Source organism: Blautia intestinalis (assembly GCF_014297355.1).
In the GTDB taxonomy this organism is placed as follows: Bacteria; Bacillota; Clostridia; order Lachnospirales; family Lachnospiraceae; genus Blautia_A; species Blautia_A intestinalis.
The window spans coordinates 271,617-287,690 of the sequence record NZ_JACOQE010000004.1 but is presented as its reverse complement, the minus strand read 5'-3'; the positions used below and the strand labels follow the sequence as shown (position 1 = coordinate 287,690).

15 protein-coding genes and 1 tRNA gene are annotated in these 16,074 nt (G+C 41.9%); 10 read left to right on the top strand and 6 right to left on the bottom strand.

Annotation, left to right across the window (positions count from 1 at the left end; translation table 11 throughout):
* Positions 1 to 5 precede the first annotated feature (5 nt).
* Genes H8Z79_RS09515 through H8Z79_RS09505 form a run of 3 tightly spaced genes read left to right on the top strand, consistent with a single transcriptional unit; the run spans position 6 to position 3,765 of the window.
* Complete coding sequence (locus tag H8Z79_RS09515; protein WP_015543155.1) at positions 6 to 719, top strand: ABC transporter ATP-binding protein; 714 nt, start codon at positions 6 to 8, stop codon at positions 717 to 719.
* Positions 716 to 2,533, top strand: a complete 1,818-nt coding sequence (locus tag H8Z79_RS09510) for an efflux RND transporter periplasmic adaptor subunit (RefSeq protein ID WP_118039012.1) — start codon at positions 716 to 718, stop codon at positions 2,531 to 2,533. Before H8Z79_RS09515 ends, H8Z79_RS09510 begins: the two co-directional genes overlap by 4 nt.
* Positions 2,533 to 3,765: an ABC transporter permease gene (locus H8Z79_RS09505; RefSeq protein WP_118039013.1), complete on the top strand. Its 1,233-nt coding sequence runs from the start codon at positions 2,533 to 2,535 to the stop codon at positions 3,763 to 3,765. Before H8Z79_RS09510 ends, H8Z79_RS09505 begins: the two co-directional genes overlap by 1 nt.
* A gap of 108 nt (positions 3,766 to 3,873) precedes the next feature.
* Here the strand turns inward: H8Z79_RS09505 and sdaAA are convergent, their stop codons facing one another.
* Positions 3,874 to 4,746 carry an L-serine ammonia-lyase, iron-sulfur-dependent, subunit alpha gene (sdaAA, locus tag H8Z79_RS09500; RefSeq protein WP_118039014.1) on the bottom strand — a complete coding sequence of 291 codons (873 nt, stop codon included), beginning with the start codon at positions 4,744 to 4,746 and terminating at the stop codon, positions 3,874 to 3,876.
* 12 nt (positions 4,747 to 4,758) lie between these two features.
* Positions 4,759 to 5,427, bottom strand: a complete 669-nt coding sequence (sdaAB, locus tag H8Z79_RS09495) for an L-serine ammonia-lyase, iron-sulfur-dependent subunit beta (RefSeq protein ID WP_118039015.1) — start codon at positions 5,425 to 5,427, stop codon at positions 4,759 to 4,761.
* Positions 5,428 to 5,683: 256 nt separating this feature from the next.
* Between sdaAB and H8Z79_RS09490 the strand changes: the two genes are divergently transcribed.
* The 3 genes from H8Z79_RS09490 to H8Z79_RS09480 all read left to right on the top strand — a co-directional run bounded on the left by H8Z79_RS09490 (position 5,684) and on the right by H8Z79_RS09480 (position 7,625).
* A tRNA-Arg gene (locus H8Z79_RS09490) sits at positions 5,684 to 5,757 on the top strand.
* Between the two features lie 774 nt (positions 5,758 to 6,531).
* Positions 6,532 to 7,032: a nitroreductase family protein gene (locus H8Z79_RS09485; protein ID WP_118039016.1), complete on the top strand. Its 501-nt coding sequence runs from the start codon at positions 6,532 to 6,534 to the stop codon at positions 7,030 to 7,032.
* 32 nt (positions 7,033 to 7,064) lie between these two features.
* Complete coding sequence (locus H8Z79_RS09480; RefSeq protein WP_118039017.1) at positions 7,065 to 7,625, top strand: NUDIX hydrolase; 561 nt, start codon at positions 7,065 to 7,067, stop codon at positions 7,623 to 7,625.
* Between the two features lie 76 nt (positions 7,626 to 7,701).
* On the opposite strand, the gene H8Z79_RS09475 is transcribed toward H8Z79_RS09480, so the two are convergent.
* Complete coding sequence (locus tag H8Z79_RS09475) at positions 7,702 to 8,346, bottom strand: Crp/Fnr family transcriptional regulator (protein ID WP_225876952.1); 645 nt, start codon at positions 8,344 to 8,346, stop codon at positions 7,702 to 7,704.
* A gap of 248 nt (positions 8,347 to 8,594) precedes the next feature.
* On the opposite strand from H8Z79_RS09475, the gene H8Z79_RS09470 reads away from it, so the two are divergent.
* Positions 8,595 to 10,385, top strand: a complete 1,791-nt coding sequence (locus tag H8Z79_RS09470; RefSeq protein WP_118039018.1) for a flavin reductase — start codon at positions 8,595 to 8,597, stop codon at positions 10,383 to 10,385.
* 2 nt (positions 10,386 to 10,387) lie between these two features.
* On the opposite strand, the gene H8Z79_RS09465 is transcribed toward H8Z79_RS09470, so the two are convergent.
* Positions 10,388 to 10,756 carry a DUF3783 domain-containing protein gene (locus H8Z79_RS09465; protein ID WP_118039019.1) on the bottom strand — a complete coding sequence of 123 codons (369 nt, stop codon included), beginning with the start codon at positions 10,754 to 10,756 and terminating at the stop codon, positions 10,388 to 10,390.
* A 23-nt stretch (positions 10,757 to 10,779) separates the two neighbouring features.
* On the bottom strand, positions 10,780 to 11,052 hold the full coding sequence (locus H8Z79_RS09460) for a hypothetical protein (protein ID WP_015543187.1): 273 nt from the start codon (positions 11,050 to 11,052) through the stop codon (positions 10,780 to 10,782).
* Between the two features lie 189 nt (positions 11,053 to 11,241).
* Here H8Z79_RS09460 and H8Z79_RS09455 point away from each other — a divergent pair, with 189 nt between their 5' ends.
* Entirely contained in the window at positions 11,242 to 12,231 is a 990-nt protein-coding gene (locus tag H8Z79_RS09455; RefSeq protein WP_118039020.1) for an aldo/keto reductase, read from the top strand.
* Positions 12,232 to 12,603: 372 nt separating this feature from the next.
* Here the strand turns inward: H8Z79_RS09455 and H8Z79_RS09450 are convergent, their stop codons facing one another.
* The gene (locus H8Z79_RS09450) at positions 12,604 to 13,788 is read right to left on the bottom strand and encodes a M20 family metallopeptidase (protein WP_118039022.1); all 1,185 of its coding nucleotides are present in this window, start codon (positions 13,786 to 13,788) and stop codon (positions 12,604 to 12,606) included.
* A gap of 397 nt (positions 13,789 to 14,185) precedes the next feature.
* On the opposite strand from H8Z79_RS09450, the gene H8Z79_RS09445 reads away from it, so the two are divergent.
* Complete coding sequence (locus H8Z79_RS09445; RefSeq protein ID WP_015543191.1) at positions 14,186 to 15,031, top strand: hypothetical protein; 846 nt, start codon at positions 14,186 to 14,188, stop codon at positions 15,029 to 15,031.
* Between the two features lie 249 nt (positions 15,032 to 15,280).
* Positions 15,281 to 16,039, top strand: coding sequence for an Ig-like domain-containing protein (locus tag H8Z79_RS09440; protein ID WP_118039023.1), 759 nt, complete (start codon positions 15,281 to 15,283; stop codon positions 16,037 to 16,039).
* Positions 16,040 to 16,074 lie beyond the last annotated feature (35 nt).

Sequence of the window (16,074 nt, the reverse complement as noted above, 5' to 3'; positions counted from 1 at the left end):
CAGAAATGGATGATACGTTAATCAAAGTAGAGGATTTGTGCAAGATTTACAATCCCGGCGAAAACGAAGTGCGGGCACTGGATCATGTCAGCCTCGAAATTAAGAAGGGAGAACTGGTGGCAATTATCGGACAGTCCGGATCAGGCAAGTCGACATTTATGAATATGCTCGGCTGTCTGGATGTGCCGACATCCGGTAAATATTATCTGAATGGAACGGACGTGTCCGAAATGTCGGACAATGAATTGTCTGAGGTTCGAAACCGTGAGATCGGATTTATCTTTCAGGGATTCAATCTGATCGCGAATCTGAATGCGATTGAAAATGTAGAACTGCCGCTGATCTATCGTGGCATTGACCGTAAGACAAGACATCAGCTGGCAATCGATTCTCTGAAAATGGTCGGACTTGAAAAACGTATGGACCATAAACCGAGTGAGATGTCAGGAGGACAGCAGCAGCGTGTGGCGATCGCAAGGGCAATTGCCGCTCAGCCACCGGTCATTCTCGCGGATGAACCGACTGGAAATCTGGATTCTGCCTCAAGCAGGGAAATACTCGGAATCCTCAAAAAGATGCATAAGACCGGAAGAACGGTCATACTGATCACGCATGATAACGGGATTGCTGCACAGGCAAGACGCGTGGTGCGGATCATGGATGGCAAAATAGAATCTGATACGATCAACCCGGATTTTGATCAGGAGGCAGCTGAATGAAGGTAAGTGGGAAAAAGAAAAAATCAAAAAAGAAGCTTGTGATCGGAGTCGGTATACTGGCGGTTGCTGCTGTGGCAGGTGCCAATATTTGCGGAAGCAGAAATGCAGCAGAAAATGCAGTGCCACAGATTGAAGTAGTAAAAGCTGTACGCGATAATGTACAGCAAACGGTGGAAACCAGTGGAATGGTTGTAAGTGAAGAACAGAAGACTTATTTTTCACCTGTCAATGCGAAGGTTGATGTAGCTGATGTCAAAGAAGGCGAAACGGTAAAAGCAGGGACAAAGCTGATTGAATTTGACCAGAAGGATCTTGAGCGCGAGGAAAAGAAAGCAGAGCTGAATGTAAAAAGTGGAAAGCTGGATATGCAGAATACGCTGAATAAATCAGCTGAAGCTGTACAGAAGCAGCAGAATGCGCAGGGCAATGCTGCATCTTTGAAACAGCAGGTAGCTGCGCAGGAGGATTACATAGCAAATATAAAAGCAAGGATTTCTCAGGCAAATACGAATGCACAGGTGGCAGCAGCGCAGGAAGAGGCAAGAAAACAGGCGGATGCGACCGCGGCTCAGGCGGCCCGGGCAGAGGCTGTTCAGAAGGCATATGCGGCAGCACAGAAGAAATATCAGAATGAGACACTGCCGGCATATCAGACGCAGCTGAATACGCTTGCTGATGAAATGAATCAGGCACAGACTACATACAATCAGACAGAAACAGATTATCAGATGGCATTCCAGACATGGAGCAGTGAGCAGAGTGATGAGAATGCCGCGGCTTTAGACGTGGCAGAGAGTGCCAGAAACGATGCGCAGATTGCATATCAGAATGCAAAAAGTGCCTACGAAGATTACAAGACACAGAAACCGGCAGCACCTGCGATGAATGATGTAAACAGTGGAAGCGTTTCAGACGGAAACGAGGCAGACAGTATTTTTTCTGATTCTGCGGAGACTGTTACGAACAACGGTTCAGACACGACTGTGACGGCAGATACTTCTGCTCTGGAAGCTGAACTTGAAAAGGCAGGCAACACACTTGCTGAACTGCAGTCCAGACTGTCTTCACAGCAGGCAGTTGCGGAGGCTGATCCATCAGCAGTCACTGCAGAAGAAAAAGAAAAGATGGAGATTACAAATAACCTTTCCGAACTGGATCAGATGTCTGCACAGGAACTTGTCGAGGCGGCGAAAAAGGGTATTACAGCGGACTTTAACGGAGTCATCACAAAAGTTTCTGTAGTAGAAGGTGCGATGACTGCTCTCGGGACAGAACTTTTTACCCTTCAGAATACAGATAAAATAAATGTTAATATCAATGTTTCTAAATATGATTATGACAAGCTGAAAGAAGGGCAGAGTGCCGATATTACTCTGGCCGGCAAGACGTATGAAGGCGAAGTAACAAGTATCAGCCATGTGGCAACACAGAATGAAAAAGGTGCATCGCTGATTTCAGCAGATGTGCGTATCAAAAATCCGGATGCCGATATTTTCCTTGGTGTTGATGCAAAAGTAACAATTCATGCAGAAGAGGCCGATGATGTTGTGGTGCTTCCGTCAGAGGTAGTAAATATCGGAAAAGACGGTTCTTTCTGTTATGTTATTGAAAACGGTGTTATCACCAGAAGGGATATTACAACAGGAATCAGCTCAGACGATTATGTAGAAGTGACAGCAGGGATCAAAGAGGGAGATGAGGTTATTCGAGACCTCGGCTCACTTGAAGAAGGAATGCAGGCGGAAGCGGCTTTGCATGAATCTGCTGATAATGGAAGCCAAAGTAATCTGACAGATGCAGAGGAAGGTGCCTGATGGGCGGTTTATTTGAATATATAAAAATGGCTGTTCAGAATATCCGTGCCAATAAGGGACGTTCCTTTCTGACGATGCTGGGTATTATTATCGGTATTGCGTCGGTTATTGCAATCGTTTCTATCGGCGAAGGAACCAAAAATCAGATGAACAGTGAAATTGACGGTATCGGTGGCGGGCAGATTGCAGTCAGTGTCAGTAATGATGCAATAACAGAATCGGAGTTTATCACGGCAGAGGATGTGCAGGCCGTCCGGGAGATCAATACCGTAGAGGGAGTCAATGTGTCGGAGAGTTATGATGGAGAAACTGTGACAGGAAAAGGAAATTTTTCCATCATGCTGACGGCAGAAGGTCCGGATGCAAAACTGCTCAATAATTCCGAGATGAAATATGGAAACTATTTTGGCGAAAATGAGATAGAGGAAGGTAAAAATGTATGTGTGATTTCGGATGCTGATGCAAAGCGTCTGTTTGGGACAGATGACGTTGTGGGAATGAATCTCGATATCACCTGTTATGATTCATCAAAATCTTTTCGCATCATGGGTGTGACAACACAAAAGGAAAATGGAACGTTTGTCAGCTATACATATGATGGGATGCCTGTTGCTGTCAATATTCCATATTCGTCAATGGAAGATCTGGTCGGCGCGGCGGATGAGTTTTATTCACTGACGATACAGGGAGATAAAACGCTGGATTCTCAGATTATTGCAGATCAGGTAGTGCACGTACTTGAAAAACGTCATCAATGTGCAGGTGAAGAATATTTTCAGGTGCAGAGTTTTCAGGATGTGATGCAGTCAATGAATGAAATGCTTGGTATGGTGACAGCTTTTATTTCATTTGTTGCAGGAATTTCGCTTCTGGTTGGCGGTATTGGTGTTATGAATATTATGCTTGTTTCAGTTACCGAAAGGACAAGAGAGATCGGCATCCGTAAATCCCTTGGAGCAAAGACTTCCTCAATTATGCTTCAGTTTCTTGCAGAAGCTGCGATACTGACGGTAATCGGCGGTCTGATCGGAATTATATTGGGAATACTGGCAGCATATGGAATCTGTTCTTTCATGAGCGGAAGTATCGGAATGACGATCACCCCGGGAATCAGTCCGACTGTGATTTTTGCAGCAACATTGTTCTCCTGTGCAGTCGGTGTGTTTTTTGGTATTTATCCGGCGAAAAAAGCGGCGCGTCTGAGCCCGATCGAAGCGTTAAGGAGAAATTAAGTGAATTGATTTTATAAAATATAGGAAAATGTAAGTGAAGAACAATAACGAATCTGGATTAAGAGACAGATTCGTTATTTGTTCTTTACGGTTTTTTCCCTGTGTTGTTTAACTACATATATGACATGATTCACATGCGGACGGTGCGGTCGCACAGCCGCCGAGTGCAGTTTCTCGCAGTTCAGCCGGAAGTTTTTTGCCGACGGTGTACATGACGTTGATCATTTCATCGAGCGGAATCAGCTGTGTGATTCCGGCAAGCGCCATTTCTGCGGCAACGAGGGCATTTGCAACACCGGCGGCATTGCGGTTCTGGCATGGATATTCGACAAGACCACCTACCGGGTCACAGACCAGTCCGAGCATATTCATGAGAACAGTAGAAGCCGCGTAGGTACACTGTTTTGAGGTGCCGCCCAGCAACTCCGTAGCAGCAGAAGCAGCCATGGCAGCAGCAATTCCGGTCTCTGCCTGACAGCCGCCGACAGCGCCTGCGACTGTGGCATTTCTCATTGCAAGATAACCGATCGCACCGGCATTAAAAAGCGCCTGCTGAATCTGTTCATCAGAAAAATGATAATGTTTCTGGACAGCCAGAAGAAGTCCGGGTACGATTCCGGCGGAACCGGCAGTCGGAGAGGCAACGATCAGCCCCATGGAAGCATTTGTCTCAAGTGTTGCCATGGCATAAGTGATCGCGTCATCCAGAAGATTACCGCAGATACTTTTGCCGGAAGTTTGATGTAAGGAAAGTTTTTTTGCCTCACCGCCAATCAGGCCGCCCATAGATTTGACTGTTTTTTTGACTGGAGAAAAAGCAGCGTCTTTCATAATTTCCAATACACGTGCCATACGTGCATCTACATCTTCGGCAGTCGTTTCTCCGAGGATGATCTCACGCTGACGCATAATTTCAGAAATCGGAAGATTTTTTTCTGTACATAATGTCAGAAGTTCTACAGCATTTTTAAATTCTTTCATGATTTTCCCTCCTTACATCTGCACGATCATAACTTCGTGGATATTCTGGTTCAAACGAATCGTATCGTCGATATCCTCCGGAAGATGTCCGTCTGATTCTACGATCGTATAAGCAATTTTACCTTTGGACTCGCGGAAAAGACGCATAAAGGCGATATTGACGTTGCGGTCGCTGAGGCATTTGGTGATGTATGCCACAACTCCGGGTTTATCCTGATGAGTTACGATTACAGCACTGTATTCGCCCGTGAAATCAACCTGTACGGAATTAATCTTTACGATGCGTACTTTGCCACCGCCGAGTGATTCGCCGCGGACAGTCATTTCCTGATTTTTTTCGTTGATCATATGAATATCAACTGTATTTGGGTGCACATCCGTCTCAATTTCATTTGGTGTGAATGAAAAGGAAAGTCCATTATGGTCTGCAATTTCGAAAGAATTTCGGATGCGCATATCGTCTGTGGCAAATCCCATGATACCGCCGAGCAGAGCTCGATCCGTTCCGTGGCCTTTGTAGGTGCGGGCAAAAGAGCCGTAAAGAGTAAATTCTACTTTTTTCAGAGGCCCGTTGATCATTTTCTGCGCAAGAAAACCAATGCGGGCGGCGCCGGCTGTGTGGGAGCTGGACGGACCGATCATATTTGGCCCCATGACATCGAATACACTGATAAAAGACATGTTCATTCTCCTTAAAATTTGTATAAAAATAGTGTTTACACTTATGCAAAAAAATACAATGGATGTCCTTGTGATTGTATTGTATCATTCCCTGAAGAAGGAAGCAAATTTATTAAAAGGAAAACGGCAGAATAGAATATATAAAACTGTTTAAAATAAAAAAATAAAAAAAATAGAAAAAAGTGTTGACAAATTGTTTTATTTACAGTAGAATAAATTTTGTTGTGAGCGACAAGTACTTGCAAATCAATAAAATGTGCGTTTAGCTCAGCTGGATAGAGCGTTTGGCTACGGACCAAAAGGTCGGGGGTTCGAATCCTCTAACGCACGTCATAAAAAATGGGACAGGACATAAAGTCTTGTCCCATTTTTTATTCGAGTCCAGTCGGACTCGAACGGGTTCGATCTACATTTCATTTCGGTCGTTGCTAAACGCGTGCCACCGGCACGCAGCAACCTCTAACGCACGCTATGGCGAAAGGCTGGAAATCTTGAAAAATAGTTTCCGGCTTTTTTTGTGCTTGTTGATTTGAGTTCGAACCTGTGACTTCCTGTGACAAGGCAAATTCGGGCAAAACCAGTTGGCAAATGCCTTTTCCATGATACTCAAACTTTCTTCTGGAGTCAGTGGATTGTAGATATACCCTAATGTTGCTGTGGTGTTGTGTAGAAGATGACTGCGAGAGGAGTAAGTTGTCTGGAGGTCAACGAAAATATAGGGGCCGAATGACTATGGAAAGGATAAGCTGTGTGGAGACCAACCAAAATTGTGGTGCTAGATGACCTGGGAAAGAGTAAGTCTGCTGGAAACCAACATAATTTAGATAAAATGGTTGGCCAGTGATAGAGCAAGTATCTTGCAGGTCATTGAAGGTAATAAAATTGGATGGTTTGTATATGAGTAACACCAAATTAAGCCAATAAAATGAATATATAATGGTCCCTATAGTTGAAGTGATTTTACCAAAAAATCAGAAAAATATGATAGAAAAAAACTGTTATTGTGAGAATTAATTGCGGATGAAGTGAAGATATTTGTTAGCTTTATAAAATATACATGTTATAATAGAACTATCTTAAATAGTAAGCAAGGGGGCATGCAATATGAACAGTATTTTTCACAGAATCAGTGTAAGAAAATATGAAGACAGACCAGTGGAAAAGGAAAAAATTATGGAGATCCTGAGGGCGGGAATGCAGGCACCAAGTGCATGTAATCAGCAACCATGGGAATTTTACGTGGTGACAGATAAAGAAAAAATCCAGAAATTATCCAAAGTAACACCATATACCGGCTGTGCGGCAGGGGCACCGGTAGTCATCGTTCCGGTGTATCATACAGAAGGTCTTGTTGCGCCATCTTTTGCGCAGATTGATATGGCAATTGCGCAGGAGAATATCTGGCTGGAAACAGATGCGCAGGGTCTTGGCGGTGTATGGTTTGGTATCGCACCAGTGGAAGACCGGATGGAAGAAGTACACAAACTTCTGGAACTCCCGGAAAATGTGAAGGTATTTTCTATGTTTGCACTGGGGTATCCGGCAGAAACAAGACCTCAGCAGAATCGTTTTGAGCCTGAAAGAATACATTTCATTGAGAATTAAAAACTAATACGGATAAGAAGGAAAGAATAAAAATGGAATTATTTGATGTTATAGACAGCAAGGGTAATCCAACCGGACAGATCGCATCAAGGGAAAAAGCGCATGCAGAAGGAATTCCGCACAGGACAGCACATATCTGGATTATCCGTGAAAAAGAGGGCAGAGTACAGATACTCTTACAGAAACGATCACAGAATAAGGATTCCTTTCCGGGAAAATTTGATACTTCTTCTGCAGGTCATATTCAGGCAGGAGATGAACCATTGGAATCTGCACTTCGGGAACTGAAAGAAGAACTGGGAATCAGTGCAGTACCGGAACAGCTGCATTTTGCCGGAACCTTCCCAATATCTTTTGCCAGAGAATTTCACGGGAAAATGTTCCGGGACGAAGAGATTGCATTTGTTTATATTTTCAACGAACCTGTAAATACAGACGAACTTATTCTTCAGACAGAAGAGGTAGAGAGCGTTCAGTGGTTTGATCTGGAGGAAGTCTGTGAAAAATGCGAAAAACACAGGGATATCTTCTGCGTACCCACTGGAGGTCTGGAAGTGGTACGGAAATATCTGGATAAGGTAAGAACTGCATGAAAGATGGAAACCGTGCGGAGAGTAAGTCAAATGAAAGTCCGCGTAAATTGGATGTTCCAGACATGAGAAAATCCAGTCACTCCTGCAGACGGATATTCCTTCCTTTTTTGGTGAGAATCCCCTCTTTTTCCAGATTTTTCAGCTCTCTGGTCATGGCGCTTCTGTCCACGGTAAGATATTGAGCCAGTGCGGTATAAGACATAGGAATCTGTACGCTATGGCTGTGAGTCTGGCTGGAAAGGTTGTTCAGATATGCCAGTAATTTTTTTTTGGTCGTGGTTCTGGATAATACATAAATCCGTTCCATTTGCTGCCTGGACTGCATAGCCGCCATCTGCAGCAGATTGCTGACCATCTGACTGTGATGGTGGCATGCTTTTTCACATCTTTTGATCACATGATCATAATCAATGAACATTACCTTTGTTTCTTCTTCGGCGGTCACATAATAATGCTGAGAGTCTGCCGGGAGAAGAAACGGTTCTCCAAAAACAGCATCTTTCTTAAGCTCATCGATCATATATTCATTTCCTTCTTCGTCGCAGCAGTAAAGAATTGCTCTGCCATAAAGAACCAGGCCGATCTTGTTCATAGAACGGGAATATTCCATGATCGTCTCTCCATTTCGGAAAATATCTTCTCTTGCATGAAAACAGACGCGCATTCGTTCCTGCTCTTCAGGAAGAATATCCGTAAAAAGTGTAATATGTTTTTCCATCATGTTTCCCCCTTTTTCCAGATTATAACATATTTTTTCAGGCAGATCATTAATTTGTGACTTTTGCAACAGAAATTCCTGCGCCATTCTGTTATTCTTTTAACAAAGTTATGAATTACAACAAAGTTACAGAATACAGGAAACAAAGACTATAAAACAAATAAAAGTAAAACAATAAAACTAAACCAGCACAAGTAAACAGAAAAAACGGAAACTTAATTATTCAATCTAAAAGAAACGGAGGAAATTATATGAAAATCACAGATACCATCAAATACGTAGGTGTAAACGATCACCGCATTGATCTTTTTGAAGGACAGTACAAAGTTCCGGGTGGAATGTCTTATAATTCTTATGTGATTCTGGACGAAAAAATAGCGGTTATGGATACCGTAGATGCAGATTTTACTCACCAGTGGCTTGACAATATCCAGCAGGTTCTGGATGGCCGTAAACCGGATTATCTGATTGTACAGCACATGGAACCTGATCATGCAGCCAATGTTGCAAATTTCCTGAAAGTATATCCGGACACTACAGTAGTTGCCACAGGTAAAGCGTTTGGCATGATCCGCAACTTCTTTGAACTGGATCTGGAAGGAAAGAAAATAGAAGCAGAAAACGGCAGTACACTTTCTCTCGGATATCATCAGCTTACTTTCGTATTTGCACCGATGGTTCACTGGCCGGAAGTTATGGTTACTTATGACAGCACAGAAAAGGTTCTTTTTTCCGCAGATGGTTTTGGCAAGTTCGGAGCGCTTGATGTGGAAGAACCATGGGATGACGAGGCAAGAAGATATTTTATCGGTATCGTAGGAAAATACGGTGAACAGGTACAGAAACTTCTCAAAGCAGCGGCCACTCTCGATATTCAGAAAATCTGTCCGCTTCATGGACCTGTTCTTACAGAAGATCTCGGACATTATATCGGGCTTTATGACACATGGTCTTCCTATACGCCGGAAGATGACGGAATTGTGATTGCCTATACTTCCGTATATGGACACACCAGAATGGCAGTTTCTCTTCTTGCTGAAAAATTAAAAGCAAAAGGATGTCCAAGGGTTCTGGTTTATGATCTTGCAAGAGATGATATGTCCCAGGCATTGAGTGATGCTTTCCGCTATTCAAAACTGATCCTGGCAACCACCACTTACAATGCAGGTATCTATCCGTTTATGAATGATTTTATTACCCGACTGGTAGAACACAATTACCAGAATCGTACCGTCGGCCTTATTGAAAATGGTTCATGGGCACCTCTGGCAGCAAAGATTATGAAAGAAATGATGTCTAAGTGCAAAAAAATCGACTGGCTGAAAAACTCTGTACACATCTGGTCTGCTGTAAAAGAAGAAAACCGTAAACAGATCGATGATATGACAGATGAACTTTGCAAAGAATATATTGCAAAAGATGATACTCTTGCAAACAAAAATGATATGACTGCGCTTTTCCGCATCGGTTATGGCCTTTATGTAGTCACCTCCAACGATGGAAGAAAAGACAATGGTCTTATTGTAAATACAGTTACTCAGCTGACGGACAATCCTTATCGTGTGGCTGTAAATATCAACAAGGCAAATTATTCTCATCATGTAATCCGGCAGACAGGTGTTCTCAATGTAAACTGCCTGTCCATAGATGCACCGTTCTCTGTTTTTCAGCAGTTTGGCTTCCAGTCCGGCAGAACTGTCGACAAATTTGCAGGACAGAAGATCAACCGTTCCGGAAACGGACTTGTATTTCTGGATAAATATATCAATGCATTCATGTCACTGAAAGTAGAACAGTATGTCGACCTTGATACGCATGGAATGTTCATCTGCAGCGTTACAGAAGCCCGTGTTATGAGTGATCAGGATACCATGACTTACACTTATTACCAGCAGAATGTAAAACCGAAGCCGGAAACAGAAGGCAAAAAAGGTTTTGTCTGCAAAGTCTGCGGCTATGTCTACGAAGGCGATGAACTTCCGGAAGACATCATTTGCCCGCTGTGCAAGCATGGAGCTGTGGATTTTGAACCGATACAGTAAAACTAAATAAAACGCAGATGTTCTTTAAACAGCTCCTGATATAATGCTTCTGCAGTCCAGAAGATATTGTGTGGAGTAATGATCGCTTTTAACGGAATAGACGCTGCGCCGGTCTGCTTATAGTCGGCGAGAAAGGCATCCATCTGTGTGGAGTCGGTCCCGGAGAATACCATCATTTCGAGTGGGAAATCCGGGCCGATATAATTTGTTTTTTCTTTGTGAAAGCCCTGGATTCCGGCAAGAAAGCCAAGCTTCTGCCCATAATTTATCCGGGAAATTTCTTTTACCAGCATTCCGTTTTTCAGGGCAGTACTGCGAACCGCTCTGAGTTTTTCTTTTTCGAGTCCGAAAGTTAATATAATCTGTGCCATTTTTCTACCTTTCTAAATCAGTTTTAGAGCCCATTCTGATACACGTCATTGATCACGCTCTGGGCCTGTTCCAGTTCTTTTTTCTGAATGATTGCATTTCGGTCACTTAAGATCGCAAGCATTTCATCTATGAGGTCTTCAATCCGCGGATTGCTTATTCGATAGAGATATCCGAGCATCCGGGTGGCAGTATAATCTGTATTCATATTTTTATATGCAATCTCTGCACAAAGTTCTTTGGGATATCCTTTGCTGAGTAAAATTTTATATAATTCATCAGTACGTTCTGATGCCATGATCTGTCACTCCTCTATAGTATTTCCATTTCGTGTTTTTATGTATCTTGATTATAGCAACAAATAAATCGAATGGCTATTCCATTTTCGGAAAAGTAAAAGCCTCACAAAATTTCTTGACTTTCGATATATTTGAACAGATAATCTTCTATAGAAGGAATTTGAATATCATTTTGGAGGGTGAAGGAAATGTATACAGCAGCAAAAGAACGATATACACAGATGGAGTATAAGCGCTGCGGAGACAGCGGTTTAATGCTTCCGAAGGTGTCTCTGGGACTGTGGCACAATTTTGGTGACACAGCGAATTTTGAGAATATGAAAAAGCTTTGTTTCACAGCATTTGACAATGGTATCACACAGTTTGACCTTGCAAATAATTACGGACCGGAGCCGGGAAGTGCCGAGAAAAACTTCGGCCGTATTCTGAAAGAGGATCTTGGAGTTTACCGAGATGAGCTGATCATTACAACAAAAGCAGGATATGATATGTGGGAGGGCCCTTACGGGAACTGGGGAAGCCGCAAATATCTTCTTGCAAGTCTTGATCAGAGCCTGAAACGAATGGGACTGGAATACGTCGATATTTTTTATCATCACAGAATGGATCCGGAAACTCCTCTTGAAGAGACAATGGGAGCACTGGCAAGCGCGGTGCAGAGTGGAAAAGCAATCTATGTCGGTCTTTCCAACTATGACGGCCCTACACTGGAAAAAGCAGCTGCAATCCTCAAAGAGCTGCATTGTCCGTTTGTAATTAACCAGAATCGCTATTCTATTTTTGACAGAACTGTAGAAAAAAATGGATTAAAAGATATGGCGGGCAAACTGAAAAAAGGTCTGATCACATTCAGCCCTCTTGCACAGGGACAGCTGACGGACCGCTATCTTCATGGTATTCCGGAAGACAGCCGAATCCGTACAGATGGAAGATTTTTAAAAGAAAGTACACTGGATGAGCACAGGATGGATCAGATTCGTAAGCTGAATGATCTGGCAGCGCAGCGAGGCGAGAAACTTGCCGACATGGCACTCGGATGGCTGCTTCATCACGACGAAGTTACAAGTGTACTGATCGGTGCATCAAAACCGCAGCAGATCCTTGACAATGTAAAAGCGATCAGCTGTGCACCATTTACAGAAGAAGAATTGAAACTGATTGATAAGATTTCAGCGTAATTATGGTGGAGTATACTTGATTCAGTACAACTTTTGGGGAAGGTATGAAACGTTTAAGGAGAAGAAGGATGGAACGATCAGTAAGATATGGAATACTGCCTTTGAAGCGCAGAAGCTGCAGGATCTTCTAATGTATCCCAAGAAGATTCTGTCCGATCGGATAGAGACATCTGAAGAGAAATATTATTACTATGCTGTAATAGCATCAGAGGATCGAAAGAGCATTATTTTATGCGATGAGAGTGCGAATACGAAAGACCTGAAGATAAAGAAGAACAGGAAATCCTTAAAACGATCGTCAATTGTGTGTAACATACATCAATGAGAACCTGCTTCAGGAGTTCCTGCCACACCTGAGTAAAAACAAAATTTTTAAGATTTTTCTTCCAGAAAATCGTACGCAAATTGTGCGTACATCGCAGCTCCGCGTTTTAAGACACTTTCATCTACGGTATAGTGATCGTTGTGATTTTTGGCGGTGATGCCAAGAGATTTATTCTGGCTTCCGACCAGCCCGAAGACACCCGGAACTTTTTCCATATAGTAGGCGAAGTCCTCACTGATCATCATTTTTGGGAATGGTTTCAGACAATCAGTACCGTACATTTTGGCAGCGGCATTTCTTGCAATCAGTACCAGATCTTCATGCTCATTGATGATCGGAGCCGGAAAATATTCAAAACTCAGAGTAGCCTTTGCTCCCATGGAAGCAGCTGTATTTTCAGCGATTCTGCGGAGCAGAGGCTCTGTTTTTTTGCGCATTTCAGGGGAATGGGTACGCGTAGTTCCCTCCAGAACGACCTTATCAGCAAGAATATTAAAGCGCTGTCCGCCTTCTATCTTACCGACGGTGACAACCAGTGGATTCAGAGGATCATTCATACGGGAAACGATTGCCTGAATTTCTGTGATGATATAAGCGGCAGTCAAAATCGCATCAACACCCTGATGCGGGGTGGAACCATGAGAAGAAACACCCTCGATTTCAATTCGGAAATTGTCACAGCTTGCCATACGTGGGCCAGATTCAAAATTCATGTAAGGTGCATCCAGCTCTCCCCAGATATGTGTGCCGTAAATGGCATCTACATCGTCCAGAAAACCATGCTCGACATAGTACTGTGCACCGTGGCAGGATTCTTCTGCAGCCTGAAGGATGATCTTTACATTTCCTTTTAGGTCTTCTTTTTTTGCCATCAGCATACGGATTCCGCCCAGAAGCATGGCAATATGGCAGTCATGTCCGCAGGCATGCATGACACCTGGATTCTGGCTGCAAAATGTAAGCCCGGTGTGTTCTTCGACAGGAAGTGCATCGATATCTGCACGAAGAGCGACTGTCTTGCTCTCAGGGGTAGCTTTGCCTCCCTCGATCATCGCCCAGAGACCGTTATAATCCGGATAATAGTGAGGAGTCAGCCCCATTTCTTCAAGTAGTTTTCCAATCTGTCCGGTGGTGTTTTTTTCCTCAAAAGAAAGCTCCGGATGCGCATGAAAATAACGCCTCTGCTCGATGATCCAGTCTTCATTTTGTTCTGCCAAATCCTTAAAATTCATATCAATTTCCCCTCATGTATGCTGATGATAACTGAGTAATATTATCTATTTAAGATGCCATATTTTATGAAATAATAGTAGCGAAAGTAGTAAAGAATGTCAAATGATTTCAGGGATAGAAATAAATGAAAGTTAAGAATAATTTGTCGAACATTTTTTGTTGACACTGCGCGTTTTTTCTTTTACATTATGTAATATACAGACAGTTGCAGGGAAATTGTCGATTACAATTTGTTATATCTATTATTTTCTAATGAATATTCTTATCTCGATTTCAGAGAAAATACCAACATAGAAATCATATAAACAGCAGAAAAGTATGTTGTCTGTAGTATTTTTTTTTGCTATATTGTAATTAGGTGATTTCTTTGAATACTTTTTTGCAGAAAGGATTCAAATGAAAGAAGAAATCAGTGTTACAAAAGAAGAAAAATCTTCAGTATATCAGCACGAAGATGCAATCATGAAGAGTATGATGCAGTTTTTTGCTAATGAATTATTGCCATATTTAGGAATCCATGAGAAAGTTATTGGAATCGCACCTACTGAATCTACTATATTGGAATTTCATAAGTATTTTCAGGACAATAACCTGATTATGGAAGATGGAAGCTGGAAACATTTCGAGTTTCAGAGCAGTAGTAAAGGCATTAAAGATTTGAAAAGATTTCGTTCGTATGAGGCGGTAATCAGTTATCAGTACAATGTTTCGGTAACAACATGTGTGCTGTTTTCTGGGAAAATTAAAAATCCGGTGACAGAATTTACGGAGGGACTGAATACATATCGAATAATGCCGATTATTATGGCAGATTGGAATGCAGATGAGTTTTTGATTGAACTGAGGCACAAAATAGACGAAAACGAAAAAATAACAAAAGAAGAATTAATCAGACTGGTTCTGATGCCGTTAATGGGTGGAGAATCAGCGCAGAAAGAGCGTATTACAGGTGCGTTCAGAATAATAGAAAAAGCAAAAGATATTTCGGAGGAGGATGTCCGAAGATTGGAGGCAGTGATATACACAATGGCTGACAAATTTTTAGAGAAAATTGATCTGGACGAAGTAAGGAGTGAAATGCGAATGACAGAGTTGGGAAAAATGCTATATAAAGAAGCCGAAAAAAAGGTTAAATTGGAATCAGCCAAAAATCTTCTCGGAATATTAAATGATGAACTGATTGCCGAAAAGATTGGAATACCGTTAGAAGATGTATTGAAATTAAAAGAAGAAATGAAATAGAATATTGACTATAAAACAGGAGCTGTCTATAAGATGGTTCCTGTTTTATTACAGGTAAAACAGGAAAAAAAGGAAAGCATCCTGGGAAACCTGGGTTCTACGAGCATCGTTGCAATATAAAGTATAGTATTTATAGAAATTAAAAAAATTTTTAAAAACTTAAAACCATCCGGGCTATTTAAGTGTCTATTAGACAGAAAGGCTAAAAAAACAACATTTTGATGGTATTGCGAAAGGGGAAAAAAGAAAATGAAAAAGTATGTAAAAAAAGTTTCTGTAATTATTTTAGCACTTCTGGTATCGCTGGCAATGGTAATGCCGGTATCGGCGGCATCTGTCAGCCTGAATCGCAGATCAGCATCCGTGACTGTTGGAAAAACGGTTAAATTAAAAGTAAAAGGAACACGTAAAAAAGCAAAATGGAGTTCTTCCAATTCCAAAATTGCTACAGTAAATAAAAATGGTGTTGTAAAAGGAAAAAAAGCCGGTCAGGTAAAAATTACTGCCAAGATTGGAAAAAAGAAACTGACATGTAAAGTAAATGTCAAGAAAGCAAAAAGCAAAGCTAAAACCAATACTAATACTGCACAGAACACAAATGTAAGAAAAGTGGTGGCAAAAGGAACGACATATGACCATGGAATTACCTATGAAGCATATCTGTATAATGACAGAACAATTGAAGTAGAAGTTACTAATGGAAGTAATTCTGGTATTGCTTTTGGATGGTCAACCAGTGATTTTAATATGGCTGTAAAAACAACTGCAGGTACTTATAATATTCCTGTAAATGTATTGAAGTCCGTAGAAAATGGGGGCGTAAGTTACCAGAGAGTGCAGCCGGGCGCAAAATCTGGCTGGATAATTACTCTGGGAAATAAAATACAGGGGAATGTTCAGAGCGTTATTTTCAGTGGCATTTATCCACTGAATGCAAATGGGCTTCCGACTTTTGACTGGAGCAGCAGAACCTATATTAATTATAGCGTCAGCATGAATTTAAGATAATTCAGAAAACGGTAAATAGTGGACAAAAAGAGAAT